At 74.2% G+C, this 24,963-nt stretch carries 19 protein-coding genes and 1 pseudogene; 10 read left to right on the top strand and 10 right to left on the bottom strand.

What is annotated here, in order from left to right; translation table 11 throughout:
* Positions 1-38: 38 nt before the first annotated feature.
* The gene (locus tag J2N69_RS34990; RefSeq protein ID WP_230904316.1) at positions 39-2,336 is read right to left on the bottom strand and encodes an ATP-binding protein; all 2,298 of its coding nucleotides are present in this window, start codon (positions 2,334-2,336) and stop codon (positions 39-41) included.
* A 302-nt stretch (positions 2,337-2,638) separates the two neighbouring features.
* Here J2N69_RS34990 and J2N69_RS34995 point away from each other — a divergent pair, with 302 nt between their 5' ends.
* The 4 genes from J2N69_RS34995 (at position 2,639) to J2N69_RS35010 (ending at position 6,979) form a co-directional block, all read left to right on the top strand.
* Positions 2,639-4,543: an ABC transporter ATP-binding protein gene (locus tag J2N69_RS34995; protein ID WP_408056857.1), complete on the top strand. Its 1,905-nt coding sequence runs from the start codon at positions 2,639-2,641 to the stop codon at positions 4,541-4,543.
* Positions 4,540-5,475, top strand: a complete 936-nt coding sequence (locus tag J2N69_RS35000) for a maleylpyruvate isomerase family mycothiol-dependent enzyme (RefSeq protein WP_230904317.1) — start codon at positions 4,540-4,542, stop codon at positions 5,473-5,475. Before J2N69_RS34995 ends, J2N69_RS35000 begins: the two co-directional genes overlap by 4 nt.
* A 47-nt stretch (positions 5,476-5,522) precedes the next feature.
* Positions 5,523-5,876 carry a hypothetical protein gene (locus J2N69_RS35005; protein ID WP_230904318.1) on the top strand — a complete coding sequence of 118 codons (354 nt, stop codon included), beginning with the start codon at positions 5,523-5,525 and terminating at the stop codon, positions 5,874-5,876.
* Between the two features lie 239 nt (positions 5,877-6,115).
* Positions 6,116-6,979 (top strand): substrate-binding domain-containing protein, encoded by an 864-nt coding sequence (locus tag J2N69_RS35010; RefSeq protein ID WP_230904319.1) that lies wholly within the window; start codon positions 6,116-6,118, stop codon positions 6,977-6,979.
* Positions 6,980-7,014: 35 nt separating this feature from the next.
* Here the strand turns inward: J2N69_RS35010 and J2N69_RS35015 are convergent, their stop codons facing one another.
* Complete coding sequence (locus J2N69_RS35015; protein ID WP_230904320.1) at positions 7,015-7,683, bottom strand: HD domain-containing protein; 669 nt, start codon at positions 7,681-7,683, stop codon at positions 7,015-7,017.
* 127 nt (positions 7,684-7,810) lie between these two features.
* Here J2N69_RS35015 and J2N69_RS35020 point away from each other — a divergent pair, with 127 nt between their 5' ends.
* Positions 7,811-8,848: a GlxA family transcriptional regulator gene (locus J2N69_RS35020; protein WP_230904321.1), complete on the top strand. Its 1,038-nt coding sequence runs from the start codon at positions 7,811-7,813 to the stop codon at positions 8,846-8,848.
* Between the two features lie 46 nt (positions 8,849-8,894).
* Positions 8,895-9,181: pseudogene (locus tag J2N69_RS35025) on the top strand (M15 family metallopeptidase); the annotation flags it as partial.
* Here J2N69_RS35025 and J2N69_RS35030 read toward each other — a convergent pair.
* Both J2N69_RS35030 and J2N69_RS35035 read right to left on the bottom strand, forming a co-directional pair.
* A complete protein-coding gene (locus tag J2N69_RS35030) occupies positions 9,163-9,987 on the bottom strand; it encodes a MerR family transcriptional regulator (protein WP_230904322.1) in 825 nt (274 codons plus the stop codon). The pseudogene J2N69_RS35025 and the gene J2N69_RS35030 overlap by 19 nt on opposite strands.
* A gap of 219 nt (positions 9,988-10,206) precedes the next feature.
* Positions 10,207-10,809 (bottom strand): CGNR zinc finger domain-containing protein, encoded by a 603-nt coding sequence (locus J2N69_RS35035; protein WP_230904323.1) that lies wholly within the window; start codon positions 10,807-10,809, stop codon positions 10,207-10,209.
* Positions 10,810-10,862: 53 nt separating this feature from the next.
* Here J2N69_RS35035 and J2N69_RS35040 point away from each other — a divergent pair, with 53 nt between their 5' ends.
* A complete protein-coding gene (locus J2N69_RS35040; RefSeq protein ID WP_230904324.1) occupies positions 10,863-11,258 on the top strand; it encodes a PPOX class F420-dependent oxidoreductase in 396 nt (131 codons plus the stop codon).
* A gap of 63 nt (positions 11,259-11,321) precedes the next feature.
* On the opposite strand, the gene J2N69_RS35045 is transcribed toward J2N69_RS35040, so the two are convergent.
* Positions 11,322-12,458 (bottom strand): hypothetical protein, encoded by a 1,137-nt coding sequence (locus tag J2N69_RS35045; RefSeq protein WP_230904325.1) that lies wholly within the window; start codon positions 12,456-12,458, stop codon positions 11,322-11,324.
* Between the two features lie 160 nt (positions 12,459-12,618).
* Between J2N69_RS35045 and J2N69_RS35050 the strand changes: the two genes are divergently transcribed.
* Positions 12,619-14,577 carry a M13 family metallopeptidase gene (locus J2N69_RS35050; protein ID WP_230904326.1) on the top strand — a complete coding sequence of 653 codons (1,959 nt, stop codon included), beginning with the start codon at positions 12,619-12,621 and terminating at the stop codon, positions 14,575-14,577.
* Between the two features lie 464 nt (positions 14,578-15,041).
* Here J2N69_RS35050 and J2N69_RS35060 read toward each other — a convergent pair whose 3' ends face one another.
* Positions 15,042-17,312: an FUSC family protein gene (locus tag J2N69_RS35060; RefSeq protein WP_230904327.1), complete on the bottom strand. Its 2,271-nt coding sequence runs from the start codon at positions 17,310-17,312 to the stop codon at positions 15,042-15,044.
* Between the two features lie 250 nt (positions 17,313-17,562).
* On the opposite strand from J2N69_RS35060, the gene J2N69_RS35065 reads away from it, so the two are divergent.
* Positions 17,563-18,039, top strand: coding sequence for a peroxiredoxin (locus tag J2N69_RS35065; protein WP_272595863.1), 477 nt, complete (start codon positions 17,563-17,565; stop codon positions 18,037-18,039).
* Positions 18,040-18,286: 247 nt separating this feature from the next.
* On the opposite strand, the gene J2N69_RS35070 is transcribed toward J2N69_RS35065, so the two are convergent.
* The 3 genes from J2N69_RS35070 to J2N69_RS35080 all read right to left on the bottom strand — a co-directional run bounded on the left by J2N69_RS35070 (position 18,287) and on the right by J2N69_RS35080 (position 22,220).
* Positions 18,287-19,393: an NAD(P)/FAD-dependent oxidoreductase gene (locus J2N69_RS35070; RefSeq protein WP_230904328.1), complete on the bottom strand. Its 1,107-nt coding sequence runs from the start codon at positions 19,391-19,393 to the stop codon at positions 18,287-18,289.
* The gene (locus J2N69_RS35075; protein WP_230904329.1) at positions 19,347-20,588 is read right to left on the bottom strand and encodes a CPBP family glutamic-type intramembrane protease; all 1,242 of its coding nucleotides are present in this window, start codon (positions 20,586-20,588) and stop codon (positions 19,347-19,349) included. The genes J2N69_RS35070 and J2N69_RS35075 overlap by 47 nt, the downstream gene beginning before the upstream one ends.
* A gap of 204 nt (positions 20,589-20,792) precedes the next feature.
* Positions 20,793-22,220, bottom strand: a complete 1,428-nt coding sequence (locus J2N69_RS35080) for a helix-turn-helix domain-containing protein (protein ID WP_230904330.1) — start codon at positions 22,218-22,220, stop codon at positions 20,793-20,795.
* Positions 22,221-22,352: 132 nt separating this feature from the next.
* Between J2N69_RS35080 and J2N69_RS35085 the strand changes: the two genes are divergently transcribed.
* Positions 22,353-23,726 carry a M64 family metallopeptidase gene (locus J2N69_RS35085; protein ID WP_408056858.1) on the top strand — a complete coding sequence of 458 codons (1,374 nt, stop codon included), beginning with the start codon at positions 22,353-22,355 and terminating at the stop codon, positions 23,724-23,726.
* Positions 23,727-23,843: 117 nt separating this feature from the next.
* Here J2N69_RS35085 and J2N69_RS35090 read toward each other — a convergent pair whose 3' ends face one another.
* A complete protein-coding gene (locus J2N69_RS35090) occupies positions 23,844-24,893 on the bottom strand; it encodes a LacI family DNA-binding transcriptional regulator (RefSeq protein WP_230904332.1) in 1,050 nt (349 codons plus the stop codon).
* Positions 24,894-24,963 lie beyond the last annotated feature (70 nt).

Consider the following 24,963-nt stretch of genomic DNA (forward strand, 5'->3'; position numbering starts at 1 on the left):
CGCGGTCGCATACTCGTCGCCCCGCCGCAGACGTCGCGCTACCGGCCAGAGCCCGGCCGCGCGGTAAGGGACGGCTTCGGCGGACGGCCCCCCGCGATGTCCGCGATCAGCTGGTGGACGAGCGCGGCGCCGGGCGGCCCGGCCACCGTGGTGACCGCCGGGAGCGCCACACCGTCGGCCGCGCCAGTCGCCTCTCCGGTCAGGAGGGCCGCGCCGCCCCCGTCCGCCCGGCGCGCCACGGGGGCTCTCGTGGCGCCCGCCATCCGGATGGCTCCCGCGAGCGCCTTGTGGGCCCGGCGCCACGCACGGCTGCGGCGCCCGCGCAGATGATCGACGAGTGCCTGCGCGTACTGCGTCATGCAGCGCGTCCAGAGGTCGTGCCGCGGCTGGGAACCGGCCAGGGCCCGACGGACGCTGCGCCTCGCGTCGCGGGGCCGCCCGGCCTGGGCCTGTGCCACGGCCAGCAGCGCCCAGCTGACGGCCGTCGGCGGGCCGTGCTCCGCGTGCGCGGGAAGCGTGTCCGCGGCCTCCCGCAGATGCGCGATGGCCCGCTCCGTCCTGCCCTCGTCCAGGGCGAGCGCACCCAATACGTGGCAGACCCTCCCCACAGTGGCGTCGTCGCCCGCGAGCAGGGCCACGCGCCAGGCCTGGCCGAGGAGGTCGGTGGCGTCGGGGGAGCCGGTGCACACGGCCAGCCAGCCGGCCAGCCACAGCGCCTGCCCGCAGACCGGCGTATCGGTCCGGCCCAGGGGCAGCAGACGCAACAGGTGCTCGCGGCCCTCCCGGGCGTTGCCGCACAGAGCCCACCAGAACCACAGGTCCACGGCCAGGGCGAGCGCCATCGACGCCTGGTCCGCGCCGCTCGGCGGCCGGGTGAGCGCGGCGCACAGGTCGGCCTCACCGTCGCGGACGAGCGCGGTGGCCCGTTCGTGCAGGCCGGAGGTCCACAAGTGGTGGGCGATGGAGGCGACATGGCCGTACCAGTACAGATGGCGGCTGATGGCGGCGGCCGCCTCTTCTGCGGACCGCAAGCGCTCGGCGCCGAACTCGCGGACCGCCGCGGACATGCGGAAGCGGGGCGTCAGGACGCCGCCCGGGTCGTGGGCCGGCTCCACGACGGAGGCGAGGACAAGCCGGGCCAGCGCGGCCGGCACGTCCTGCGCGCCGAGCCCGCCGCCTGCGCACACGAACACCGCCGCGTCCTCGTCGAAGTCTCCCGCGAACACGCTGAGCCGGGCCCAGACAGTGCGTTCCGCCGCCCCGCACAGCGCGTACCCCGCGCCGACGGCGGCCCGCAGCGACCGGTGCCTGCGCAGGGGGGCATCCCGCGTCGCCAGCCAGCCCTGCCCGGACTCCAGCATCCGCGCGAGCCGGCCCAAGGAACGGTCCGCCGCCTGCGCCGCCGCCAACTCGATGGCCAGCGGTACGCCTTCGAGCCGCCGGCAGATCTCGCGGGCGGCGCGCAGGTCGGACGGATCACCGTCACGGCGGGGCCCGGCGTCGGGACGAGAGGCGGGGCCGGTTCGGGCGTACGACGACGGATCGTCGTCGGCACTCGCCGGTTCCGGCTCAAGGCCGGCGCGCGTGCTTCCCCGCCGGACGGCCCGCACCCGCTCCAGGAACAGGGCCACGGCAGGGCCCGCCTCCGAGCGCCCAGCAATATCGGCACCAGCATCGGCGTCGGAGGGGCTTCTGACGCCCTGCCCCGCGTCCCCCGCGACGGCGAGCGGCCCCAGGCGCAGCACCGTTTCGTCACCGAGCCCCAGCGGGTGACGTCCGGCAGCCAGCACCCGTACCTCGGGAGCCTCTTCGAGCAGTGCCCGCACCAGACGTACGCACTCGACCCGGACGGGATCGAAGTCGTCGAGCACCAGCAGCATGCGCCGGGACCGCAGGCGCGCCGCGATCTGCGCCACCCCCACGGCCGCCCCGCCGCCCGGAGGACCCACGGAGTCCGACGGGGCCGCCGAGTCCTCGCCCGGCCCCACCTCCCCGTCCAGTGCCACGGCCACCGTCTGCGCGACCGTTCGCCTACGTGTGCGACCCGGCCCCCCATCCCACCACCGCACCCGCACGACGCCGTCCGGCAGCGAACCCCCCACCGCGGCGGCCACATGCTCGGCGAGCAGGCTCTTGCCCATGCCCGCGCCGCCCACCACCGTGACGAGCCTGCCCTGGGCGAGGAGCCGCCGCAGCGCCGCCAGCTCCTCGGCCCTGCCCACCAGCCCACCCCTGGCGGGCCCGGCCGCCGCCGCGCCGCCCGCATCCGGACCACCGGCCCGCCCGCCGGACCGCTCCGGCCGGGCCGCGTCCTCCCCGTCACCCCGTGTTCGCACGCCTCGCCATTCCTGTCGCGTCCCTCGCCCACGCGAGCCTCGCTGCCCGCCCCGCGTCGCCACCCCTGCGCGGAACGAGTGCGCAGAATCGTCACTGCACCGATGTCGACAGATCGCTTAACTTCCCGGCCGCGCCCGAGGTAGTGAAGAGTCGAGCCGAATCATGCGGGGCGGCGAACTGTCGTATCCGTGAACGGGTACGGATGCAGGTACGGGGACGAGCACACGATCTGTGCGCGCCGCGACGCAGGGGAAGTCAAGCGTGAGTCAGGTGGATCACCCCCCGCTGCGTCCTGCCATACGTGACCGAAGCAGCCCCCGTCCCCGCCTCAGCCTCCGCCTCCGCCTCCGCCGAGAAGACCCCCGAGACCGACGCCGCCCCCGAGCGGCTCTCGACCGGGGAGACCTGGCGTGCCCTGTACCGCCACTTCCGCCCGCACCGCGCCGCCGTGGCCTTCGGCGCGCTCCTCACGCTGATCGGCGCGGCATCCGGCCTCGCGCAGCCGCTCGCGGCCAAGGCGCTGGTGGACCGGCTCGGCGCCGACGGTTCGATCACCGGCATCCTGGTGCTCCTCACCGCACTCGTGGTGCTCGGCACGGTGATCGAGTCGTTCGGCGCGTACGTCCTGGAGCGCACCGCCGAGTCCGTGGTGCTCGCCGCCCGGCGCACGCTGATCGGGCGGCTGCTGCGGCTGCGCCTCCCGGAGGTGGAGCGGACCCAGCCCGGCGACCTGATGTCCCGGGTCACCTCGGACACCACGCTGCTGCGGGCCGTGACGACGCAGTCCGTGGTGTCCGCCGCGTCCGGCGGGCTGACCTTCCTCGCGACGATCGTGCTGATGGCGCTGATGGACCCGGTGCTGCTGGGTGTCACCCTCGGTGTGATCGTGCTGATCGGGGGCGCGGTCTCCCTCGTCATGCCGAAGATCGCGCAGGCGACGCGGCGCGCCCAGGAGGCGGTCGGCACGATCTCGACCGCGCTCGAACGCGCCTTCGGGGCCTTCCGTACGCTCAAGGCCTCCGGTGCCGAGCGGCGGGAGGCGGAGGCGGTGCGGGCGGCCGCGCAGGACGCGTGGCGGCACGGTGTGCGGGCGGCGAAGTGGCAGTCGGTGGCCTGGAGTTCGGTCGGGCTCTCCGTGCAGGTGTCGTTCCTCGCGGTGCTCGGGATCGGCGGCGCGCGGGTCGCGTCCGGGGCGATTTCCATCTCGACGCTGGTGGCCTTCCTGCTCTTCCTCTTCTACTTGATCGACCCGGTGTCGCGGCTGGTCGAGGCGGCCTCGCAGTACCAGGTGGGCTCGGCGGCGATCGCACGAATCGTGCAGGCCGAGCGGCTCGAAACGGAGGAGACGGAGCCTGCGGCGGAGCGGGCGGTGGGGCACGGCGGCGGCGGTCCGGCTTCCGTGGCCTTCGAGGACGTGACCTTCCGCTACCGCGACGACCTCCCTCTCGTCCACCACGGCGTGAGCTTCGACGTGCCGGGACCCGGCATGACGGCCTTCGTGGGCCCGTCCGGCGCGGGCAAGACGACGGTGTTCGGTCTGATCGAACGGTTCTACGAGGCGACGGGCGGGCGCATCCTGGTCGACGGCAAGGACGTACGGGAGTGGCCGCTGCCCGAACTCCGTGCCGCCATCGGCTACGTGGAACAGGACGCGCCCGTCCTCGCGGGCACCCTCCGCGAGAACCTCCTCTTCGCCGCGCCCGACGCCACCGACGCCGAGGTCCGCGAGGTCCTCGTACGCGCCCGTCTCGACGGCGTCGTCGAACGGCTGCCGGAGGGCCTGGAGACGGTGGTCGGCCACCGGGGCTCCAAGCTGTCCGGCGGGGAGCGGCAGCGGGTGGCGATCGCCAGGGCGCTGCTCAGGAAGCCCCGCCTGCTCCTGCTCGACGAGGCGACCTCCCAACTGGACGCGGTCAACGAACTCGCGCTGCGGGACGTCGTGACGGAGGTGTCCCGCGAGGTGACGGTCCTGGTGGTCGCCCACCGCCTGTCCACGGTGATGCTGGCGGACCGGATCGTGGTGATGGACGCGGGCAGGGTCCGGGCGACGGGGACACACGCCGAACTGGTGGCGGCGGACCCGCTGTACGGGGAACTGGCGGCGACCCAGTTCCTGGCGGCGTCGACCCCGACGCCCGCGTCACCACCGGCAGCCAAGTCCCTCTCGGGCCCGGCTCCGACACCGCCGAACCCGGGGTCGGCGTGAGCGGCCGCGGCGAGGTCCCGGACGGCATGTTTCCCGGCGACCCGAGCGCCCCACCGGCCGTCCTGGTCACGCCCTGGTTCGTGCCCACCACGGTGCGGTCCGTCGTCTACCGTGGCGGCATGACGCGTCCGAACCCCCGTGCGGTGTACGACCGCTATGTCACTCGGATCTCCGACCAGTCCGCCCAGTTGGTCGCGGCCCTCGACGGCGCCGACGCCGCCGCGCCCGTGCCGGGCTGCCCCGGGTGGACCCTCGCCCACCTGCTCCGTCATGTCGCCGGCACGCACAGCTGGGCCGAGACCATCGTGCGGACACGGGCCGCCGAGCCCGTCCCCGACCATGAGGTGAACGACGTCACGCCCGGCGCGGACGACGACATCACCACGCTCACCGCCCGGCTCACGCGGAGCACCGCGCGGCTCGTCGAGACGCTGCGCGAGGCGGGCCCGGACGCCGCGGTGTGGACGCCGGCCCCCGGCGGCACGCCCCTGTTCTGGGCGCGGCGCATGACGTACGAGACCGTCGTGCACCGCTTCGACGCGACCGCCGCGGTCGGCGGGACCTACACCCTGGACCCGGGCGTCGCGCTCGACGGGCTCGACGAGTGGCTGGAGTTCAGCACACTGCCGCAGGCCTACGAGTCGCAGGCCGCGCACCGCGCGCTGCTCGGCCCCGGCCGCGGTGTCCACTTCCACGCCACCGACGCGCCGGAGGGCACGGGGGAGTGGTTCATCGATCTGTCCAGCGCGCCCATCACGGTGAGCCACGCGCACAAGAAGGCGGGCACGGCCGTGCGCGGCCCGCTCACCGACCTGCTGCTCCTCCTCTACGAGCGCCGCTCCCCGACGGCGGCCGACGGCATCGAAGTCTCGGGCGACGGAGCCCTGTTCGCCGCCTGGCTGCGGGGTGCGGGTCACTGGCTGCGGAGGTGAGGGAGGCGGCGGGGGCGCTGCTCGGCGGGGTTGGTACCGTCGCCCGCATGCCCTCCGTACTTGTCATCGGCTATGACCCTCAGGCCCTGCCCGGCACCGACGCCGAAGCCGTCCGCGCCGCGCTCGACAAGGAGCTGGCCGTGCTCGCGGAGCGTGGCGTCGAAGCCGCGGTCTCGACGGTCGTGTTCGACGAGACCGCGGAATCCACCCTCGTCGCCTCGCTGACCGAGCGCCCCTGGGACGTGGTGATCGTCGGAGCCGGCATCCGCAAGGTGGAGCCCCTCTTCCCGCTCTTCGAACGCATCGTGAACCTGATCCACCGCCACGCCCCGCAAGCGGCCATCGCGTTCAACAAGGGCCTCGACGACACGGTGGAGGCAGCGGAGCGCTGGCTCTGCTGACCGGGCCGCGTTCCATCGCTTCGCCGCGGAGGAGGAGGGGGCGGCGCCTTCCGCGGGGCGCGCGGCGCGGGGGCCGGCGCGCGCATCGGTTCCGGGTGGGCTCGCGCGCCCCGAACCGTGTACGCCGGTGCGCGCCCGGGCAAGAAGCACCGGACAGCCACGGCGGAACAGGCAGGCGGCGGAACAGGCCATGGCGGGGAGGGCCGCGCCGCGGCACCGGAGCAGGAGGAGCGGACGACATGGCACACCACACGTCCCAGGACTGGGAGTTCACCGACGACCGTGACCACCTGGTGAGGGCCCCACACCGCCCGGCCCGGCTGGTCGCGTACCTCCCGACGGCCGCCGCGCTGCACGACCACGGCATACGCCCCGTCGGCGCCTTCGGCTCCGCGCACGACGACCCCGCCGCACCAGATCCGGCCAAGTCCGGCAGCCTCCCGCCGGACGGCGTCGCCTACTTCGGGGCGGGCTCCGCGCTCGACCTGGAGGCGCTGCTCGCCGCGGGGCCCGACCTGGTCGTCGCGCTCACCTACGGCGGCGGTCAGGTCTACGGCATCGACCCGGAGGCCGCCAAGCACCTGGAGGAGCGGGTGCCGCTCGCCGTGCTCGACGTCGGCCGCGGCCGCGGCCTCGCCGGGATCAGGGACCGCCTGACGGCCCTCGCGCGCAGCCTCGGAGCGCCCGAGCAGCCCGAGGCGCGGGCCGGACTCGAAGCCGCCGAGCGCCGGTTGCGCGAGGTGGCGGCCGGTGCCGTACGGCCGCGTGTGCTCGCCCTCTCTCCGGCGGGGCCCGACGCCGTCCACCTGGCGAGGCCCTACGCCTGGCCCGACCTCGCCGCGCTCGCCGGGCTCGGCGTCGGCCTGGTGGACCCCGCGGCCGGGCAAGGCGCCAACTGGTCCACGACAGGCTGGGCCGAAGCGGCAGCGCTGGAGCCCGACCTCGTACTCACCGACGTACGCTGCAACGCGGCCCGGCTCGGCGATGCCCTGGGGCCCGGCGTCCGCACCCTGCCCTGGAACCCCGAACTCCCGCCCAGCGCCCAGGAACACGCCCGTTTCTACACCGCCCTCGCCGACGCGCTGGAGGACGTGCGGCCCTGAGGGGGAGCGGCGGAACGCGAGTCGGGCGCCGGCGCTCACTCCTCCCACGGCGAGTCCTGGATCACCTGGACGAAGTCGCCACGGCTGAAGCCCGGCACGAAGTGCTCCAGGACGTCGGCCTTCACATTGCCGAAGGTGGTCTCCGGCTTCGGCGCGATGCCGTCGGTGAACGCCTTGAGGATGCGCCGCTTGAAGTCGGGGCGCGGGTGCAGGGCCGTGATCTCCGCGCGGTCGCTCGCGCTGACGCTGTCGTAGCCGACGCCGAGCACGTCGTACTCCACCCCGGCGGTCACGAGCGCCACCTCCGGTTCCATGAACTCGGGGATGCCGGGCGTCGTGTGCAGGGCGATGGCGGTCCACACGCGCCGCACGGCGTCTTCGGGCACGCCCCGGCCGCGGAGGAAGCGGCTCGCCTCGTCGGCGCCGTCGACCTCGAAGCGGCGCCCGCTGCCGTGGAAGCGGGCGCCGAGCCCCAGGTCGTGGAACATGGCGCCGATGTACAGCAGTTCGGCGTCGAAGGTGAGCCCGCGGGCCCGGCCCTGGAGGCTTCCGAACCAGTAGACGCGGCGGGAGTGGTGGTAGATCAGGTCGTCGGTCATGTCACGGACGAGCGCGGTGGCCTCGGCGGCGAGCTTGGAGTCCGGCACGGAGACCCCCGCGGCGGAGGACGGGGATGAGGAGGAGGACGAGGACGAGGTGGTCATGGGAAGGCTGGCTCCTGTGTCGGTCGGCTCTGTAGGTCCAAGACTGCGCCTCATGCCCCGATGCGGCCATGTCCTCATGGACACAGGCCCCACAGATCCGGACACCGCCACCGACTACGTTGGAGCCATGCGCACCGCACCCACCGCCGCCCGCCCGCGCGCCGCCACCCGCGTCGACAGCGCCACCCACGCCGATCGCGCCGCCCGTGACGGCCACGATGTCCTCGTTCTCGCCTTCGACGGCGCGCGGCTCCTGGATGTGGCCGCCCCGTTGGAGGTCTTCCACACCGCGGCCGGCCGCTCCGGGGCCTACCGGGTACGGGTCTGCACCCCCGACGGCCGGGACGTCACGACCTCCACCGGGCTGCGCATCGCCGCCGACGCGGCCACGGCCGACGTCACCCGGACCGACACCCTCGTCGTCCCCGGCCCGGCCGACCTGCGTGTCCTCGGCCAGCGCCCGGAACTGGTCGCGGACGTGGCCCGGCTGGCCGCCCGCGCGGGGCGCGTGGCCGCGGTGTGCACCGGCGCGTTCGCGCTCGCGGCGGCCGGTCTGCTCGGCGGCCGCAGAGCGACGACGCACTGGGAGTACGCCGACGACCTGGCCCGCGCCCACCCCGACGTCACCGTCACGCCGGACGCCATCTACGTGCGGGACGGCCCGATCCTGACCTCCGCGGGCGTCACCGCGGGCATCGACGTCTGCCTGGCCCTCGTCGAAGAGGACCACGGCCCCGAAGAAGCCCGCCGGGTCGCCCGCGACCTGGTCGTCTTCCTCCAGCGCCCCGGCGGCCAGTCCCAGTTCTCCGCCGCCTCCCGCACCACGACGACGCGCCACCCGGTGCTGCGCCCGCTCCTGGACGCCATCGCCGCCGACCCGGCAGCCGACCACAGCCTGCGGTCCCTGGCCCAGCGGGCGAACATCAGTGCCCGGCACGTCTCGCGGCTCTTCGCGCAGCACATTGGCAGCACACCGGCCGCCCACGTGGAGACCATGCGGGTGGAAGCCGCCCGCATCCTCCTGGAGCACGGCGCGAACGTCACCGAGGCCGCACGGCGCAGCGGACTCGGCAGCGACGAGACGCTCCGCAGGACCTTCGCCCGCCACCTCGGCACGACGCCTTCCGCGTACGCCGCGCGCTTCCGCACGACGCGGGTGAGCTGAACGCCGTCCGCCCGCCGACGGCGGCTGCGGCTGCTCTCCGGGGGGGGGCTACCGTCGCCCGGTGCTCCAGCGGCGCTATTTCGAGGAGTACGCCGGGCAGGTGAGGAACCTGTGGCCGAGCCGCACGGCCGCGGAGATCCACGCGGCGCGGCTGGACGCCGACCCGGAGGAGAGCGAGGGCGCCTGTCACACCGAGGCCGGCACCATCGGTGCCGAGGCGCGCGCCCACCGCGAGATCCTCGGCGCGGTGCCCTGACCGGCGCGGGTCTGGTCAACTACCGCACAGAGCGGTGGCATTGGTCGTACGGCGACCGCTACGTGGTGTCGAGGTAGGCGTGCAGACGGCCCGCGCCCTCCAGCATCGCCCGCGTCCGCCCGTTCAGCACGGTCTCCCGCTGGGCCAGGGCCGTCCGGAGCGCCTCGACGCCGCCGCTGCGGCGCAGGTCGTCGAGGACCGGCCGGATCTGCGCGAAGAGGTAGTGGCTCTGCCGCAGCAGGTGGACGACGCGGGCGTCGCGCACGTCGGCGGGGAGGTACACGCGGTAGCCCGTGCCCGGCTCGCGCGCGGGCGTGAGCAGCCCGGCCGACTCCCACACCCGCAGAGCGGAGGTGCGCACGCCCAGATGGGCGGCCACCTCGCCGACGCGCAGCCGCGAGCGCGGCAGGGCCGGGGCGCCGGGCCCGCCCTCGGCGACGGCTTCGAGGGCCTGACCCGTCGCGCGCAGGGAGAGCCGCTGCTCGTGCAGGGCGGCGTGCCCCGCGTCGATGAGGGCGAACGCCCGCGGTACGTCCCCTTCGTGCACCGCCCGCATGACGGCCCGGGCCGTGCCGGGACCGTGCCCGCGGACCAGAGCCCGGTAGGTGAGCAGGGCCTGCCGGTGGCGGTCGTCGAACCTGCGGTACCCGGCGGGGGAGCGCGGCGCGGGCGGCAGGACGCCGGCGTCCGCGTAGTTCCGGATCTGCTGCGTGGAGACGCCCGCCGCCCGCGCGAGGTCGACCGGGCGAAGCCGCTCGGCTCCCGCCTGCCGCGCGAGACCACCTTCCCCGCGCGCCACGCCCTCGGCCCGGGACGCGGCGCCGGCCGCCGCCCCCGCCGCAGCGCCGGCCGCACCGGCCCGGCCCGCTTCCCGACGACTCATCAAGACCTCTCCGGTGATACGTCCCCCCTTGATGCGCAGGCTACCGGGGGAGCCGTGGTCCCACGGGCAGCGAGCCGCGGCGGGGGAGAACACTCGAACAGCTGGAGACGGTGCCCGGACAGAGCGTCCGCCCGGTGGCGAGGGCGACCGTGCGGCCCAGCGCGCTGCTGATGACGGCGGGCCACAGGCGGGCCTGACGCGCCCCCGCAGGGCAGGGCTTCACGCGTCGGCGGCCCGGCGTGCGCGCAGCGTCCGTACTTTGTGGAGGTTGCCGCAGTGCTCCATCGCGCACCAGCGGCGGCGGCCGGGCCGGGAGGTGTCGACGTAGATCAGGCGGCACTCGTCCGACGCGCAGGCGCGGACGCGGTGCCCGAACGGCCCCGTCAGCAGCTCGACGGCGTCCCGTGCCACGGTGGAGAGCAGCCCGGCCCCGTCCGAGCCCGGCGCCCAGCGGCGCCCGCCGTCCGGTCCGACGGAGGGGACCAGCGGCGGGTGGGCGGCCGCCGCGTTGAGGACGCCGAGGTCGGCCGGGTCGGCGCCCGCGCCCGCGGCCCGGGCGGACGACACCCGGAACAGCGCGTCCCGCAGCCGCCGCGCGTGCGCCACGTCGAGTGCGGACACGTCGAGGGCGGGCGTCGGCGTGAGCCGTGAACGCCCGGCCCAGGCGACCAGGTCCTCGGGGGCGCGCAACGTCTCGTGGCGGCGGAACTCCCCGGGGCCGCCGGTGGTCAGCAGCTCCAGGCAGAGCGCGCCCGGGTCGAAGCGGTAGGTGGCGCCGCTGCGGGCGCGCATCAGGATGCCGGGTGGCGCGGACGGTGCCATGTAACCACCATAAGCGGTTACGGTGGCCGCCCCCGGCGCTTAGACTCCCCGGCATGGACGACACCCCGCGGACACAGCTCGGCGCCGGAAAGTACCTGCTGGTCAGCAGTTACCGAAAGGACGGCACCCTCGTGCCGAGCCCGGTGTGGGTCGTTCCGGACGGCGACGCCCTCGGGATCTGGACCGCCGCCGACTCCTGGAAGGTGAAGCGCATCCGCCGACGGGCGGACGTCATGGTCGGGCCGTGCGATCTGCGGGGCAACCCGACGGGCAAGCAGCTCCCCGCGACCGCTGAGATCTGCCCGCCCGAGGTCACCGCGCGCTACCGCCGCCTCATCGCACGCAAGTACGGCGTCATCGGCTTCCTCACCCTGCTCGGCAGCAGGCTGCGGCGCGGCCTCGACGGCACGGTCGGCATCCGCATCACGCTCGCGCCCCCGGGCTGGTGAGCCGCCGAGCCGGTCGGGCCGGCGAGCCGGTGAGCTGAGCCGGGGCGGACCCGCCGCGCCGCCTCAGGAAGCGCCCGGCTCCTGCGGGGCCGTCGCCGTCTGCTGGGCCGTCGCCGCCTGGAGGGCCGAGATGCACGCGCCGATGGCCTGCTGGAGGTCTTCGAGGCGGCGCACCATGTCGTCCTCGTAGACGTCCTGGAAGTCCTCGGCGTTCTGGATGTCGTCGAACGTCAGCTCCTCGAAGACCTTCGTCGCCTTCTGCAGACTGCTGTAGAACTTCGCGCGCCGCTCCTGCACGCGCAGCTCCGGGTCGCTCTGCACCGTCTGCGCCACCAGGTCGCGCACCGTGTCGTACGCCTCGCGCGCCCACTCGCCGGACTCCTCGCCGTCGTCCAGCTCGTCGATGAGGGACAGGTGCCGCTCGGCCTCCTCGCGCAGCTCGGCCGGGGCCTCGATCAGCTGGCCCGCGGGGGTCTTGACCTGGCCCTTCTCCACGATCTGGCGGACGTACTCGACGCGGTCGCCCGCCTTGGCCTCGGCGGCCACGGCCTTCTTCAGGTCGTCGGCGCGCACGATGTCGCGGACCAGTTCGGTACGGAGCGCCGGGTCCTCGCCGAGGCGGTCCATCAGCGCCTTCCGCGCGGCCTCGGCGGTGCCGGGGTCGGCGAGGATCGCGGCGCGCAGCGCGGTCGGGTTCTCCGCGACCTCCAGGGCCTTGGTCGGGCGGATGCCCTCGGCCTCGGCGGCCTCCGTGATCGCGGTGCCGCGCGTGGTCAGCGCGCTGGAGCGGGAGGTGTAGTACGACAGCCACACGTCGGCGTCGGGCAGCTCCACGTCCATGCCGGGGGCGAGCGCCTCGAAGTGCGGCACCATCCCGTCGTCCGCGGCCTTGTCCCAGGCCTTGTAGTACCGCATGACCCGCTCCGCCGAGCAGCCCGCGAGCTCCGCGAACTCCTTGGCGGAGATCTTCGGCGTCTCGCCCGCGCCCTGCCCGCCCGGTCGCACGCTGCGGGCGACCTTCAGGCCGAAGGCCCAGCCGCCGGTGCGCGCGTACGCCCCGAAGGCGCGGGCGTCCTCGGCCACCAGGAGCGCCGCGTCGGCGGCCGGGGCCGCGGCGAGGGCAGTGGCCTCGGTCGCGGGCGCCTCGGGAGCGGCGGTCTCGGACGGGGCGGTCTCGGACGGGGCGATGGCTGAGGTCACGGAAGCTCTCCAGGTGGGACGGACGCGCGGAGGTGGACGGGACACTTTATCGCTCCTATTGGGACGGTTTGCACGTGAGTTGGCCGCGCGCTCCCCTGCACCCGGCATCCGTTGGCGCCATGCCTTCTGCCCGGGGCGACGGCTCGCATAGGGTGCGTGGATGAGCATTCTGGATGACGCCCGCCCGGGCATGAACCCCGAGATCCGCCCGCAGGACGACCTGTTCGGACACGTGAACGGCCACTGGCTGGACACCGAGAAGATCCCCGAGGACCGCTCCAGCTGGGGCCCCTTCGTACAGCTGGCCGACACGGCCGAGCAGCAGGTGAAGGAGATCATCCAGGAACTGGCGGCGGAGGCCTCGGGCGCCCCGTCCGAGGACGCCCGCAAGATCGCCGCGCTGTACGCCTCCTTCATGGACGAGGAGACCATCGCCGCGCGCGGGCTCGCCCCCGCGCAGCCCCTGATCGACGAGGTCGCCGGGGTACGGGACGTGCGCGAGCTGGCCGCGTTCCTCGGCCGCTTCGAGCGCATCGGCGGCTCGGGGCTCTTCGGCTCGTACATCGACTCCGACGACCGCGACTCCGACCGCTACCTCTTCAACATCCTCCAGGGCGGCCTCGGCCTGCCCGACGAGTCGTACTACCGCGACGAGAAGTTCGCCGAGATCCGCGAGAAGTACGTCGCCCACCTCACCCGGCTCCTCGCACTCGGCGGACACGCCACCCCCGAGGCCGCCGCGAAGAGCGTGCTGGCGCTGGAGACGAGGCTCGCCGCCGGGCACTGGGAGCGGGCCGAGACCCGTGACGTACTGAAGACCTACAACCTCACCACCCTGGACGAACTCCTCGCGCTGGCACCGGAGTTCGACTGGCGCGGCTATGTCGAGGGGCTCGGCGGTTCGGACGCCGTCATCGCCGAGACGTGCGTGCGCCAGCCGTCCTACCTCGCGCACCTCTCCGCGGTCCTCGCCGAGGTGCCGATCGAGCAGTGGCGGGACTGGGCGCTGACGCGGGTCCTGCGGGCCTGCTCGCCCTACCTCACCGACGACTTCGTACAGAACAACTTCGAGTTCTACGGCCGCACCCTCAACGGCACCCCCGAGCTGCGCGCCCGCTGGAAGCGTGCCGTGGCCTTCGTCGAGGACGCCATCGGCGAGGCCGTCGGCAAGGAGTACGTCGCGCGGCACTTCCCGCCGTCGTCCAAGGCGAAGATGGACGACCTCGTCGCCAACCTCCTGGAGGCCTACCGCCAGTCGATCGCCCGCCTGGACTGGATGACCGACGAGACGAAGGAACGGGCGTACGAGAAGCTCGCCACGTTCCGTCCCAAGATCGGCTACCCGGAGACCTTCCGCGACTACTCGGCGCTCCAGGTCAGCGCCGACGACCTGCTCGGCAACGCGCAGGCGGCGGCCGCGTTCGAGTCGGACCGGCAGCTCGCCAAGATCGGTTCGCCGGTCGACCGCGACGAGTGGTTCATGCTGCCGCAGACGGTCAACGCGTACTACAACCCGGGCACCAACGAGATCTGCTTCCCCGCGGGCATCCTGCAGAAGCCGTTCTTCTCGCCCGACGCCGACCCGGCGGAGAACTACGGCGGCATCGGCGCCGTCATCGGCCACGAGATCGGCCACGGCTTCGACGACCAGGGCGCGCAGTACGACGGCGCGGGCAACCTCAACGACTGGTGGACCGCCGCCGACAAGGCCGCGTTCGAGGCCAAGTCGAAGGCGCTGATCAAGCAGTACGACGGCTTCTCGCCCCGCAACCTCCCCGGCGAGTTCGTCAACGGCTCGCTGACGGTCGGCGAGAACATCGGCGACCTCGGCGGCCTCACCATCGGGCACACCGCCTACCTCATCTCGCTCGACGGGGCGCCGATGCCCGAGAGCGAGGGCCTGACCGGTTCGCAGCGGCTCTTCAAGAACTGGGCGTACTGCTGGCGCACCAAGCGCCGCAAGGAGCAGGAGCAGCAGTACCTCACGATCGACCCGCACTCGCCCCCGGAGTTCCGCGCCAACATCGTCCGCAACCTCGACGAGTTCCACGAGGCGTTCGGCACGGTGGAGGGCGACGGCCTGTGGCTGGACCCGGCGGAGCGCGTACGGATCTGGTGAGCCGGGCGAGCCCCTGGCGGCGTCCCGCCAGGGGCTCGGCTTGGACAGTCGGTTCGGTCTGTTCCCCGGCCGCCGGGGCCATGTGGTGGCGGATGTACCACTCGGTGGAGAGCAGCCGTGCCCGCTTCTCCGGGGGGAGAGCGGCGATCAGGGCGGGCACGGCGCCCCATTGCACCTCGCTGCGGTGGGCGAGCACGGTGGCAACCTTCCGGTCCAGCCAGGGGCCGACGTCCACGGTCGTGGACGTGGTCCGGGCGCCCCGACAGCCCGCCGTAGGCGTCATGGGTGAGCACGAGGTCCGGACGGACGTCCCGGATGTGCGTCACCAGCCGCCGCACCGCCTCGCCCAGCGGCGCGTCGAGGAACCGCGGCTCTCCCGGGGCGGAATCCGGCGTGCGCCTCGCCGGAGCCGGGCGGGCGGGGTTCCCCGGCGGCACCCCGGCCCACCTGCCCAGCGGCCCGGGCTACCCCACGCTCCGCGTCCCCGCCGCCTTCTCCTCCCGCGCCGCGAGCGGCACCCCCAACGGGCGCGCGAGGCCCACGATGCCCTCGTCGAGGCGCTGGAGGTGGCGCAGCACCCGGAAGGCGACCGAACCGGTGCGCAGCACCTCGTGACGGCCGCTGTCCAGCATCGAGGCGATGCTCGCCCCCGACTCGATCTCCCCCTCGGGCTCCTCGTCCCGTACGTGCGCGGCGATCAGATCGATGTTGTGCGTGATGCGCCGCCCCGCCAGGGCCAGCCGCGCGTCGGCCGCCACGCTCTTGCTGGACGGCACCAGCTCGGCCGTCGCCGCCAGCGAACGCGCGTGGTAGGCACAGGTCTCCAGGAGCGCCACCACATAGCGGGCGTTCTGCCGCCGGGCCCGCAGCGGGGCGATCGGATGCGTCAACGGCTTCGTGGAGCTGCGCAGATCGTCCAGCGCGGTGTCCAGGTCCCGCGCCAGGTCCACGAGGTCGACGGCGGGCCCGCCGCTGAGCTGCGCCACCGCCGCCGAGACGACGTCCCGCAGGCGTGCGAGGACGGTGCCGAGTTCCTCGTCGGTACGGTGCGACGTACGCACCGGCAGGACGAGGACCGCCGCGATGATCCCGCAGGCCGCGCCGAGCGCCGTCTCCTCGACGCGCAGCACCAGGACGTCGAGGCTGTAGGTGTTGAGCAGCGTGTAGAGGAGCCCCAGCATCGCCGTGACGAAGAAGGACATCAGCGCGTACGACAGCGGCGCGGTGAAGAACATCCCGAAGACGCAGAGGAGGACCAGGGCGAACGCGATCCACGTGTGGTTCCCGACGGCACCGGCCAGCGCCACCCCCGCCACCACACCGAGCACCGTTCCCACCAGCCGGCGGTACCCCTTGACCAGGATCTCCCCGGTGGAGGCGGTGTTGAGGAAGACGACCCAGCAGGTCAGCACGGCCCAGTACCAGCGCTGCGTGGACAGGAACTCGCCCCCGACGATGGCCAGCGCCGACCCCACGGACACCTGCACGGCCGCCCTGGTGGTGGGGCGCCGCAGCCCGGTCGGCTCCTCCTCGGCGGCCGCCGCGGCCTCACCGGAGATCGATATCTCCTCCGCCTCGAACTCCTCCCGGGAGCGCGCCGCTTCCGGAGTGTCGTACTCCTCGTCCTGCGAGGCGTCCACCGCGAGCCGCAGACCCAGGATGGCGCGCGCCGCCTCACCGACCGCGCGGAAACAGTCCTGCACGGCGGGCGAACCCTGCGGAAGTCCCTGCTCCTCGCGGTAGCCGAGCAGCCGGTTGCGCACGTAGGGGAGCGCCGTGCCGCGGTCGTCGGGGACCAGGCGCACCACGAGCAGGAGCAGGGCCCGCAGGTCCCGGCGCAGCGCCGAGCCCGCGTCCTGCGCGATCCGGGCGCGCGCCGGCATGGCCGCCGACGCGTTCGGCAGGTGCAGCGTCAGCGTCTCCACGCGCTCGGCGCTGCGGGCGTTGAGGAGCAGGACGCCGAGGCGCTCGGCGGCGATCTCCGCGTCGGCGACCCGCCGCTGGAGCAGCGCCGCCGCGGACGCGTCGCGGGTGCCCTCCGCCAGGCGGCCCTGGATCATCAGGGCGGCCTCGTGCAGGCGGGCGGTGCTGCGCCGCAGGTCGACCAGGACCGCGTCGACGTCCCCGGCGTCGGCGTCGAGGAGTTCGATCTGGTGGGCCACGAGCTGCGCGAGCCGGGCCCGGAACGCCTCGCGCAGCCGTGCCAGGGTGCGTTCGGGCGTCTCCGGCACCAGCGCGAACCGCGCCACCGCGCTGCACGCGAAGGCGATGGTGAGGGTCAGGAACAGTTCGGGCAGGGCCGGCACGGACGCGCTCACGAAGAGCGAGACGAAGTAGACCTGGAAGCCGATCAGACCGAGCGCGGTGCCCCGGTCGCCGAACCGGCGCGAGTACACCGCACCGAAGATCAGCATCACGAAGAAGATGTCCCCCGCGAGCACCCGGGAGTTGAGCAGCGCGCCCAGGGATATCGCCGCGAGCGCCACCGGCAGGCCGAGCGCCAGCGTGATCGCCTGGCCCCGCACCTCCTTCTCCTGGATGGCGAAGGTGGCGACCATCGCCGTCATCGCGCCCGCCACGAGGTGCGTCACGGAGGTGCCGACGAGGGCGAGCACGGCGAGCGCGAGGAGGATCGCCCCGACCGTGCGCAACCCCGCCATCAGCCGCAGGAGTCCTGGGTCCGACGCCGAGAAACGGTCCCAGACGCTCTTCGCTGTCCTTCGTGCCACTGCCATCGCGATGTCGTGCTCCCCGCTGTTCTCTCGGTCCCTCTCGGCTCGTGTCCAGCATCGCACGAGCACATTCGCGACGATCAAGGCTGGTGGGAGGCCTGTTCACCGGGGCCGCGCGACGCCTCCCGGCAGCCCCGCCCCTCCCTCATCGAGTAGGCTCTGGCCCCCTTGAGACTGCCGCTGGTCAGTAGTCGCCCGTCACTTGAGGAGGCAGCGTGTCGCCGATGGACCGTACGTCGCAGAGGAACCGGGCGTGACGGCGCGCGTGGCGGTCGGGGACACCGTCGAGGACTTCACGCTGCCGGACGAGACGGGCACCCCGCGTACACTCTCCGAACTCCTCACGGACGGCCCCGTGGTGCTGTTCTTCTATCCGGCGGCCCTCACCCCCGGCTGCACGGCCGAGGCCTGCCACTTCCGCGACCTGGCGGCGGAGTTCGCCGCGGCCGGCGCGCGCCCGGTGGGCATCAGCGCCGACGCGGTCGAGCGACAGCGGGAGTTCAACGAACGGCACGCCCTCGGCCTCCCCCTCCTCTCGGACACCGAGGGCCGGGTGCGCGACCGGTTCGGCGTGACCCGCGGCTTCTCCCTGGCACCCACCAAGCGCGTCACGTTCGTCATCGGCGAGGACCGGACCGTCGCCGAAGTCGTCCGCAGCGAACTGCGCATGAGCACCCACGCCGACCGCGCCCTGGCGGCCGTACGACGCCTCAAGGAGCGCCGGGCCTGAGACGGCCGCCCGGTCCGGGGCCCGGCTGGCGAGGGGCAGCGGGGCTACTGAGGCAGGGCGTCGAGTCGCAGGGCGGGGGGATCCCTGAGCGGCACGGGTCCAGGGACAGTGCCCAAGAGGCCGCCGCGTACGACGCCGGGCGGTTCTCCGCCGCCATGGACCGGGAGGTGCCCGACCCCTTCGCGCTGTACGAGCGGCAGCGTGAACGCTCCTTTCGGTGGGGGCGCGTCCCGGCCCGCGCGGACTGTCACACCACGTGGGCTTCCGGCCGGGTCGTGTACCCGGTGCGGAAGCGGTCCGCGTCGAGCGGGGCGACGTCCACGCACGGGCGCCGCCCGAGGTGCAGATCGCGGACGATCTCCCCCACGGCGGGCGCCTGGAGGAAGCCGTGCCCGGAGAAACCGGTGGCGTACAGGAAGTTGGGCACGGCGGTGGAGCGGCCGAGCAGCGCGTTGTGGTCCGGCGTGACCTCGTACAGTCCCGCCCAGCCTCGGCACGTCTCCATGCGGGCGACGGCGGGCGCCCGCAGCCGCAGGGCCGCGCGGAACAGGTCGAGCCACTGCGGCGTCCAGGTCGTGTCGAAGCCCTCCGGCTGCCGGGGGTCGGCGAGGCCGAGGAGCAGCCCGTCGTCGCTGTTGTGGAAGTACGCCGAGGAGGCGAAGTCGATCGTGACCGGGATGCGGGGCGCGGCGGGCCTGAGCGGGACGGTGAAGGCGAGTTGCCGCTTCAGCGGGCGCACGGGCAGCTCGACGCCCGCCATGGCCCCGACCCGGGCCGACCAGGCGCCCGCCGCGCACACGACCGCGCCGCACGAGACCGGTCCCTGGTCGGTGTGCACGACGGTGACGCGGTCACCGGCCACATCGATGCCGGTGACCGTGGTGTGCGGGGCGAAAACGGCTCCGGCGAGGGCGGCGGCGCGCGCGTACCCCTGGACGACGAGGGCGGGCCGGGCGTGGCCGTCGGCGGGGGAGTGGGCGGCGGCGAGGAGGCCGTCGGTGCGGACGTAGGGGCAGAGGGCCCGGGCCTCTTCGGGACCGATCATGCGGCTGGGGACGCCGAGCTTGTGCTGGCTGCGCACGCCGTCCTCGAACTCCGTCACCTGCCGCGGGTCGGTCAGCAGGAAGAGATAGCCGACGGTGTCGAGGCCGATGCGGGCGCCGGGGCGGCGCGGGAACTCCGCGAAGGCGCGCAGACTCCGCTGCCCCAGCTCGATGTTGAGGGGATCGGAGAACTGCGCCCGCACCCCGCCGATCGGCTTGCCCGAACTGCCGCCGCCGAGCGCGCCGCGCTCGACGACGACGATGTCACGTACGCCGGCCTCGGCGAGATGGAAGGCGATGCTCGTCCCCATCACCCCGCCGCCGATGATCACGACCTCGGCGGTGGACGGGAGGGTCCGGTAGGCGGTCGAGGGCCGCGGCGGAGGTTTCGACGGGGGGTCCGGCGGGGGCTCCCCCGGGGGTTTCGGCGGAGGCGCTGAGGGGGTCAAGGGGCCGCTCCCTTCCAGGCGTCGGCCTGAACCGACGTGGCCTGCCGGGCGACGCCGAGCCGCTCTGCCCGCCATGGTGCGCCACCGCGGGCCCCGCCGTCCATGAGCCGCCCCGGCTGCCTGCCTCCACGTCGCCACATTGGCCGAAGCTCTCCCCTGACGGGCCGCCGTGCCGCCGCGCCACGAGCCGCCACACCGCGAAGCCCACGGTGGCCACCAGCAGGTAGGCCGGTACGAGGAGTTCGACGTCCGGCGACGACACGTCCGCGTGCCAGCCGGCGCCGCGCCGATCTCCCTCGTACACGACGCGGTTGACGGTCAGGAACGCCAGATGGGCGCCGATGGAGACGCACAACGGGGCACGCCGGACGGCCGTGCGGGCCATCACCAGCATGAATCCGAACACTGTCAGCAGCACCAGATAGCCGACCGGCTCCTGCCCGCCGGGCGCCGCTCCGACGGGCCCCGCCTCCCGGCCGAGGAGGCGCGCGGTCGCCGCCCCCGCCAGCGTCGAGACACCCGGCACGACCAGGAACACGGCCGTGGTGCCGAGCGCGGACGCCGCGCCGCCGAACCGTTCGCGCAGCGCCGTCCAGACGTAGCCGCGCAGGGTCGTCTCCTCGGGGAGAGCCTCCAGGAGGAGTGCGACCACGCCGTTCGCCACCACGTACCCGGCGAGCGTCCCGAGGTCGGGGCGGGACCAGTGGAGCAGCCCGGCGGCGGTCCCCGCACCCAGCACGAGCGCCGCCGCCGCGCCGGTCACTCCCACGCCGATGAGCAGCGCCCGCAGGTTCGCGCCGGTTCCGCCGAACCCGAGGTCCCGGAGCGAGCCGCCGCGGCGGCGCAGCGCGAGGACGACGAGCGGGACGGCCAGCGCGCTGACCGCCGCGGCGGGTATCAGCCGTGCCACGAACCCGCTCGCCCCGACGGCGTCGGCGATGACCGGCCCCGACTCGGTGCCCACGCCCAGCGCCACCCCCATGAGGAGCCCGCCGCCCAGGGCGCGCCGCAGCGTCCCGGGAAGCGGGGCCGAGGGTCCGGGGCGAAGGCCGGTCACGGGACGCATCTCTGTCTCACCTCTGGCTCACTTCCGACTTCCTCGCGTGCCACCCGCCACGTCGTCGCAGGTCGCACCGGGTGGTGTACTCACCATGGTCGGCGCCGCGGCGATCACGGGGGTCGTAGCCGCGGATGAAATGCGGGTACATCCTTCGATGCAGGAGCGTGCGAAAGGGCAGGGTCAGGGCGGTCGGGCGCGGCCTCACATCGGGGGCGTGGCGGGCGCCGGGCCCAGGGTCGTCGTGCCCGGCGCGGCCCGGTGCCCGAGACCCGTGCGGTACGCGTCCATCGCCGCCTCCACCCGCCCGGTACGGCGCAGCAGATCCCCCAGCAGGCGGCACAGATCAGCCAAGTCGCCCGCCGCGCTGGACCGTTCGAGCAGGGACAGCGCCGCGCAATAGTGCTCCTCGGCGGCCTCGGTGTCGCCCCGCTCCTCGGCGATCAGCCCGAGCAGGCGGTGCGCCCCGCCCGCGTGCACCGCGCCTCGCCCGGCTCCTAGCGCCCCCGTTCCCGCGCCCTCGCCGGCGCCGTCCCGTACCGCCCCGGAGGCCAGCAGCGGACGGAGCAGCGCCTCGGCCTCCGCGGCCTTGCCGCGCCGCCGCAGCACATCCGCCAGCTCCACCTCGACCTGCTCGGTGAAGAGCGCGGCCCGCTTCGAGGCGAGGATGGAGCGGGCCGTGCGCAGCTCGCTCTCGGCCTGCTCCAAGTCGCCGTCCTGGGCGTGCACATAGCCCCGCATCCAGTGGCAGTGCGCCAGTTCGGTGCGGATGTGCAGCTGGCGGTAGAGCTCCTGGGCCTTGGCGAGCGACGCGTCGGCCTCGGCGATGCGGCCCTCGGCGATGAGCGTGCGGGCCACCCCGCGGTGCATGCCGGCGACCAGCGCGGGATCGCTGACGCGCGGGGCGAGCGCGAGGGCCAGCTCGGCGGCGTGCGCGGCCCGCGCGTGCGCGCCCATGTCCATGTAGGGCGCGATCGACGCCGTGTAGAGGAGCAGCAGCGCGTCCGGGTCGTGCAGCCCTGCGGCGTTCAGTTCGTCGAGGGTGCTCTCCAGGAGGTAACAGGCGTACCGCAGTTCGCCGGTGAGCAGATGGGCGGTGGCGCGGCCCCGGATGGCCGGGACCCGGCGGGGCAGCGGCTCGTCGGCGAGCAGCCGCTCGACGGCGGCGAAACAGTCCCGGGCGCCGGTCAGTTCACCCGATTCCAGCAGGCAGTCGCCGAGGCCGAGCAGCGCGGCCGTCCGCTCCTCGGGGAGCGCGTACGCGACGGCTTCCTCGTGCAGGGCGCGGAAGAGTGTGGCCGCGTCCTCGGGAGCCCCGGTGGCGAGGGCGCGCCGGGCGTCGGTGAGCCGCAGGCGCAATCCGGCGGCGAGTTCGGCGGGGCGGCCGGTGGCCAGCTCCTCGTAACTCACACCGAGACGCTGCGCGAGATGCCGCAGCGCGGCCTCCGAGGGGCGCACCTTGCCCGATTCGAGCGTGGAGACGTACGCGGGTGTGTAGGCGGGCTCGGCCAACTGGCGCTGAGTCAAGCCACGTTCGGCGCGCAGCCGCTGCACGCGCCGCCCGATCTCGGTTGGGTCGTCGTGCCGTACGCCCGCGGAACTGTCCTGTGCCACCGTGGCCTCCCCCTGCATCACTGTTCCGGTCGCTCCGCGCCCGGCGACTTGCGGCATACCCATTGCCTGGATGCCCAGGAGCCTCTACGTTGAGCCGCGCTTAACCGCGTTTAACTCGCCATTTATATCCCGGACTTCGGAAGGATGCCGATGCCCCCCACGCACCGAATACCCGGCCGGAGCAGACGCGTACCGCTGCGCGCCGCTCTCGCCACCGGAATCGCCCTCACGGCGGTATGCGCCGCCACGGCACCGGCCGCTACGGCACCAGTCGGCACGGCAGCATCCGTTACGGGCGTGGCCGCCCCGCCCGACCCCGAGCAGCGGCAGTCGCCGCAGGCTCAGCGCGTCGAGTACTTCACCGGCCCCGGCGCCCATCCCCGGCACGCCGAGGTCCCCGCCGCCGAGCCGCTCTCCGCGAAGGAGCGCGCCACGATCAAGGCGGACGGAGACGTCGTCCCGATCGTGCAGACCGGACCGACCGGCACCAAACTCGACGTCGTCTTCATCGGCGACGGCTACACCGCCTCCCAGCAGGAGGACTTCCACGCCGACGTGCGCGCCAAGTGGGCGAAGGTCTCCGCCGTCGAGCCGTACGCCTCGTACAAGAGCCTCTTCAACGTCTGGGCCGTGGACGCGGTCTCGCGGCAGTCCGGCGTCTCCGGCGACCCGGCGAACGGGACCGTGAAGGACACCGCCCTCGGCTCGGCCTTCTACTGCGACGGCATCGAGCGGCTGCTGTGCGTCGACACCAACAAGGTCGAGTCGTACGCGAAGAAGGCCGCGGACCCCGACCTCGTGATCGTCCTCGCCAACTCCGCCAAGTACGGCGGCGCGGGCTACAACGACATCACCTCCCCGTCCGGCTACGACGGCATCGCCACCGCCTCCTCCGACCATGCCCACTCCGACCAGGTGCTCGTCCACGAGACCGGCCACTCGCTGGGCAAGCTGGCCGACGAGTACTGGTACGACGAGTACGGCACCTACACCGGCGCCGAGCCGTGGGAGTCGAACAGCAGCAAGCTCACGGCCGACCGGCTCACCGCGCTGAAGAAGAAGTGGTACCGGTGGATCGGCCGGACCTCGCCGGACGGCGGCACGGTCGGCGCGTACGAGGGCGGCGGCTACCACCCGCGCGGCCTTTACCGGCCCACCACGAACTCGATCATGCGCACGCTCGGCCGCGAGTTCAACCTGCCCGGCCGCGAGGCCATGATCGCCGGCTTCCACCGGCACGCGTCCGTCGTCACCCCCCTCACCTCCACGGACCGCGTGGTGCGCCGCGACGCGAAGGTCACCGTGGAGGCGGCGGACGGCATCCGACTGCGCTGGTCCGTCGACGGCCGCGAGGCCAAGCAGGCCAGGGACGACACGACGGTCAGCCCCCGCGCGCTCGGCGTCCCGGCCGACGGCCGCACGCACACGCTCTCCGTCCACGCCACGGACGGGACGGCCGCGGTCCGCGACCCGGAACTGAAACCGCTGCTCAGCGACACCCTCACGTGGCGGGTTTCGCGCTGACGAGGGTGCGGGCGGGGTGACCGGCCGTCGTACCCGCTGTCCCCGCCGTACGTACGTGCTCCCTGCCCGGGGTGTGACGGAGCCGCCGCTTCATCGGCCACCGGGCGGTGAGCGCCCCTACGTGACCCGTGTCCCTTCCCGCTCGGCCCCGCGAGGCCCCGCCAGGCGGCTCCGTGGGCTGGAGTCGCGTACGACCAAGGTGGGGGCCAGCCGTATCGACCGCTGGGGGCCGCCCGTCTCGCCGGACAGGCGCAGGGTCAGGAGGTGTGCCGCCTCGGCGGCCAGTTCGGCCACCGGCTGGCGGACCGTCGTGACGCCCGGCGCGGAGAGCGCCGCCATCGGGATGTCGTCGAAGCCGGTGACGGCGACCTCGCCGGGCACCGCCACGCCGAGCTGCTGGAGCCGCTGGAGCGCCCCGATCGCGATGAGGTCGTTGGCGCAGACGAGGGCGTCGGGGCGGGCGGGCCACACCTCGTCGACGGCGGCCCGGCCCCACTCCACGGAGAAGTCGCCGAGAGCCACCCGCTCCGGAGCGCCGGGATCGAGCGTGCCCGCCCCGGCCGCGTAGGCGCCGCGCCGCTCGGCGGCGGCCGACGCCGTCCCCGCCGCCCCGAGGAAGCAGACGCGGCGGCGCCCCGCGGCGGCCAGATGACCGAGGACGAGGGCCATGCCCGCGGTGTTGTCGACCGCGACGGAGTCCGCGACGCCGGGGCCGCAGCCGCGGTCCATCAGGACCAGCGGCACCCGCGCGGCCGCCGCGGCCACCGCCTCCCGGCTGCGGTCCTCGTCCGCCGGGATCACCAGCAGCGCGTCGACCCGCCGGCTCAGCAGGTCCGCCACGTACTCCGCCTCGGCCACCGGGTCGTCGTCGCAGTCGGCGAGCAGCACGGCCCGGCCGTCGGCGTGCAGGGCGTGCGTCAACTCGCGCACCAGTGCGGGATAGAAGGGGTTCGTGATCTGCGGCAGGACCAGGCCGACCGTGCCTGAGCGGCGGCCGCGCAGCGCCCGGGCCGCGTGGTTGGGGCGGTAGCCGAGCGCGTCGGCGGCCTCGCGGACCCTGCGGGCGGTCTCCGCGCCGACGGGCCGCGTACCGGCGAGGACCCGGGAGACGGTGGCGACGGAGCAGCCGGAGGCCCGGGCCACGTCCCTCAGCGTTACGTCGGCCACGCCGTGCCCGTCCCTTCGACCAGCCGCCAGATTTCGGCAAACGTTATCAGCGGGTGTTCGTCACAACCAG

The organism is Streptomyces huasconensis, assembly GCF_021028635.1.
GTDB classification, from domain to species: domain Bacteria; phylum Actinomycetota; class Actinomycetes; order Streptomycetales; family Streptomycetaceae; genus Streptomyces; species Streptomyces huasconensis.

Coding starts and splice junctions, on each gene's coding strand:
- J2N69_RS35020 (WP_230904321.1), top strand. CDS start 7,811: ATGCGCACCGCACCCACCGCCGCCCGCCCGCGCGCCGCCACCCGCGTC.
- J2N69_RS35060 (WP_230904327.1), bottom strand. CDS start 17,312: ATGGCAGTGGCACGAAGGACAGCGAAGAGCGTCTGGGACCGTTTCTCG.
- J2N69_RS35035 (WP_230904323.1), bottom strand. CDS start 10,809: ATGGCACCGTCCGCGCCACCCGGCATCCTGATGCGCGCCCGCAGCGGC.
- J2N69_RS35040 (WP_230904324.1), top strand. CDS start 10,863: ATGGACGACACCCCGCGGACACAGCTCGGCGCCGGAAAGTACCTGCTG.
- J2N69_RS35015 (WP_230904320.1), bottom strand. CDS start 7,683: ATGACCACCTCGTCCTCGTCCTCCTCCTCATCCCCGTCCTCCGCCGCG.
- J2N69_RS35080 (WP_230904330.1), bottom strand. CDS start 22,220: ATGCAGGGGGAGGCCACGGTGGCACAGGACAGTTCCGCGGGCGTACGG.
- J2N69_RS35050 (WP_230904326.1), top strand. CDS start 12,619: ATGAGCATTCTGGATGACGCCCGCCCGGGCATGAACCCCGAGATCCGC.
- J2N69_RS35010 (WP_230904319.1), top strand. CDS start 6,116: ATGGCACACCACACGTCCCAGGACTGGGAGTTCACCGACGACCGTGAC.
- J2N69_RS35070 (WP_230904328.1), bottom strand. CDS start 19,393: ATGGGGACGAGCATCGCCTTCCATCTCGCCGAGGCCGGCGTACGTGAC.
- J2N69_RS35005 (WP_230904318.1), top strand. CDS start 5,523: ATGCCCTCCGTACTTGTCATCGGCTATGACCCTCAGGCCCTGCCCGGC.
- J2N69_RS35085 (WP_408056858.1), top strand. CDS start 22,353: ATGCCCCCCACGCACCGAATACCCGGCCGGAGCAGACGCGTACCGCTG.
- J2N69_RS35030 (WP_230904322.1), bottom strand. CDS start 9,987: ATGAGTCGTCGGGAAGCGGGCCGGGCCGGTGCGGCCGGCGCTGCGGCG.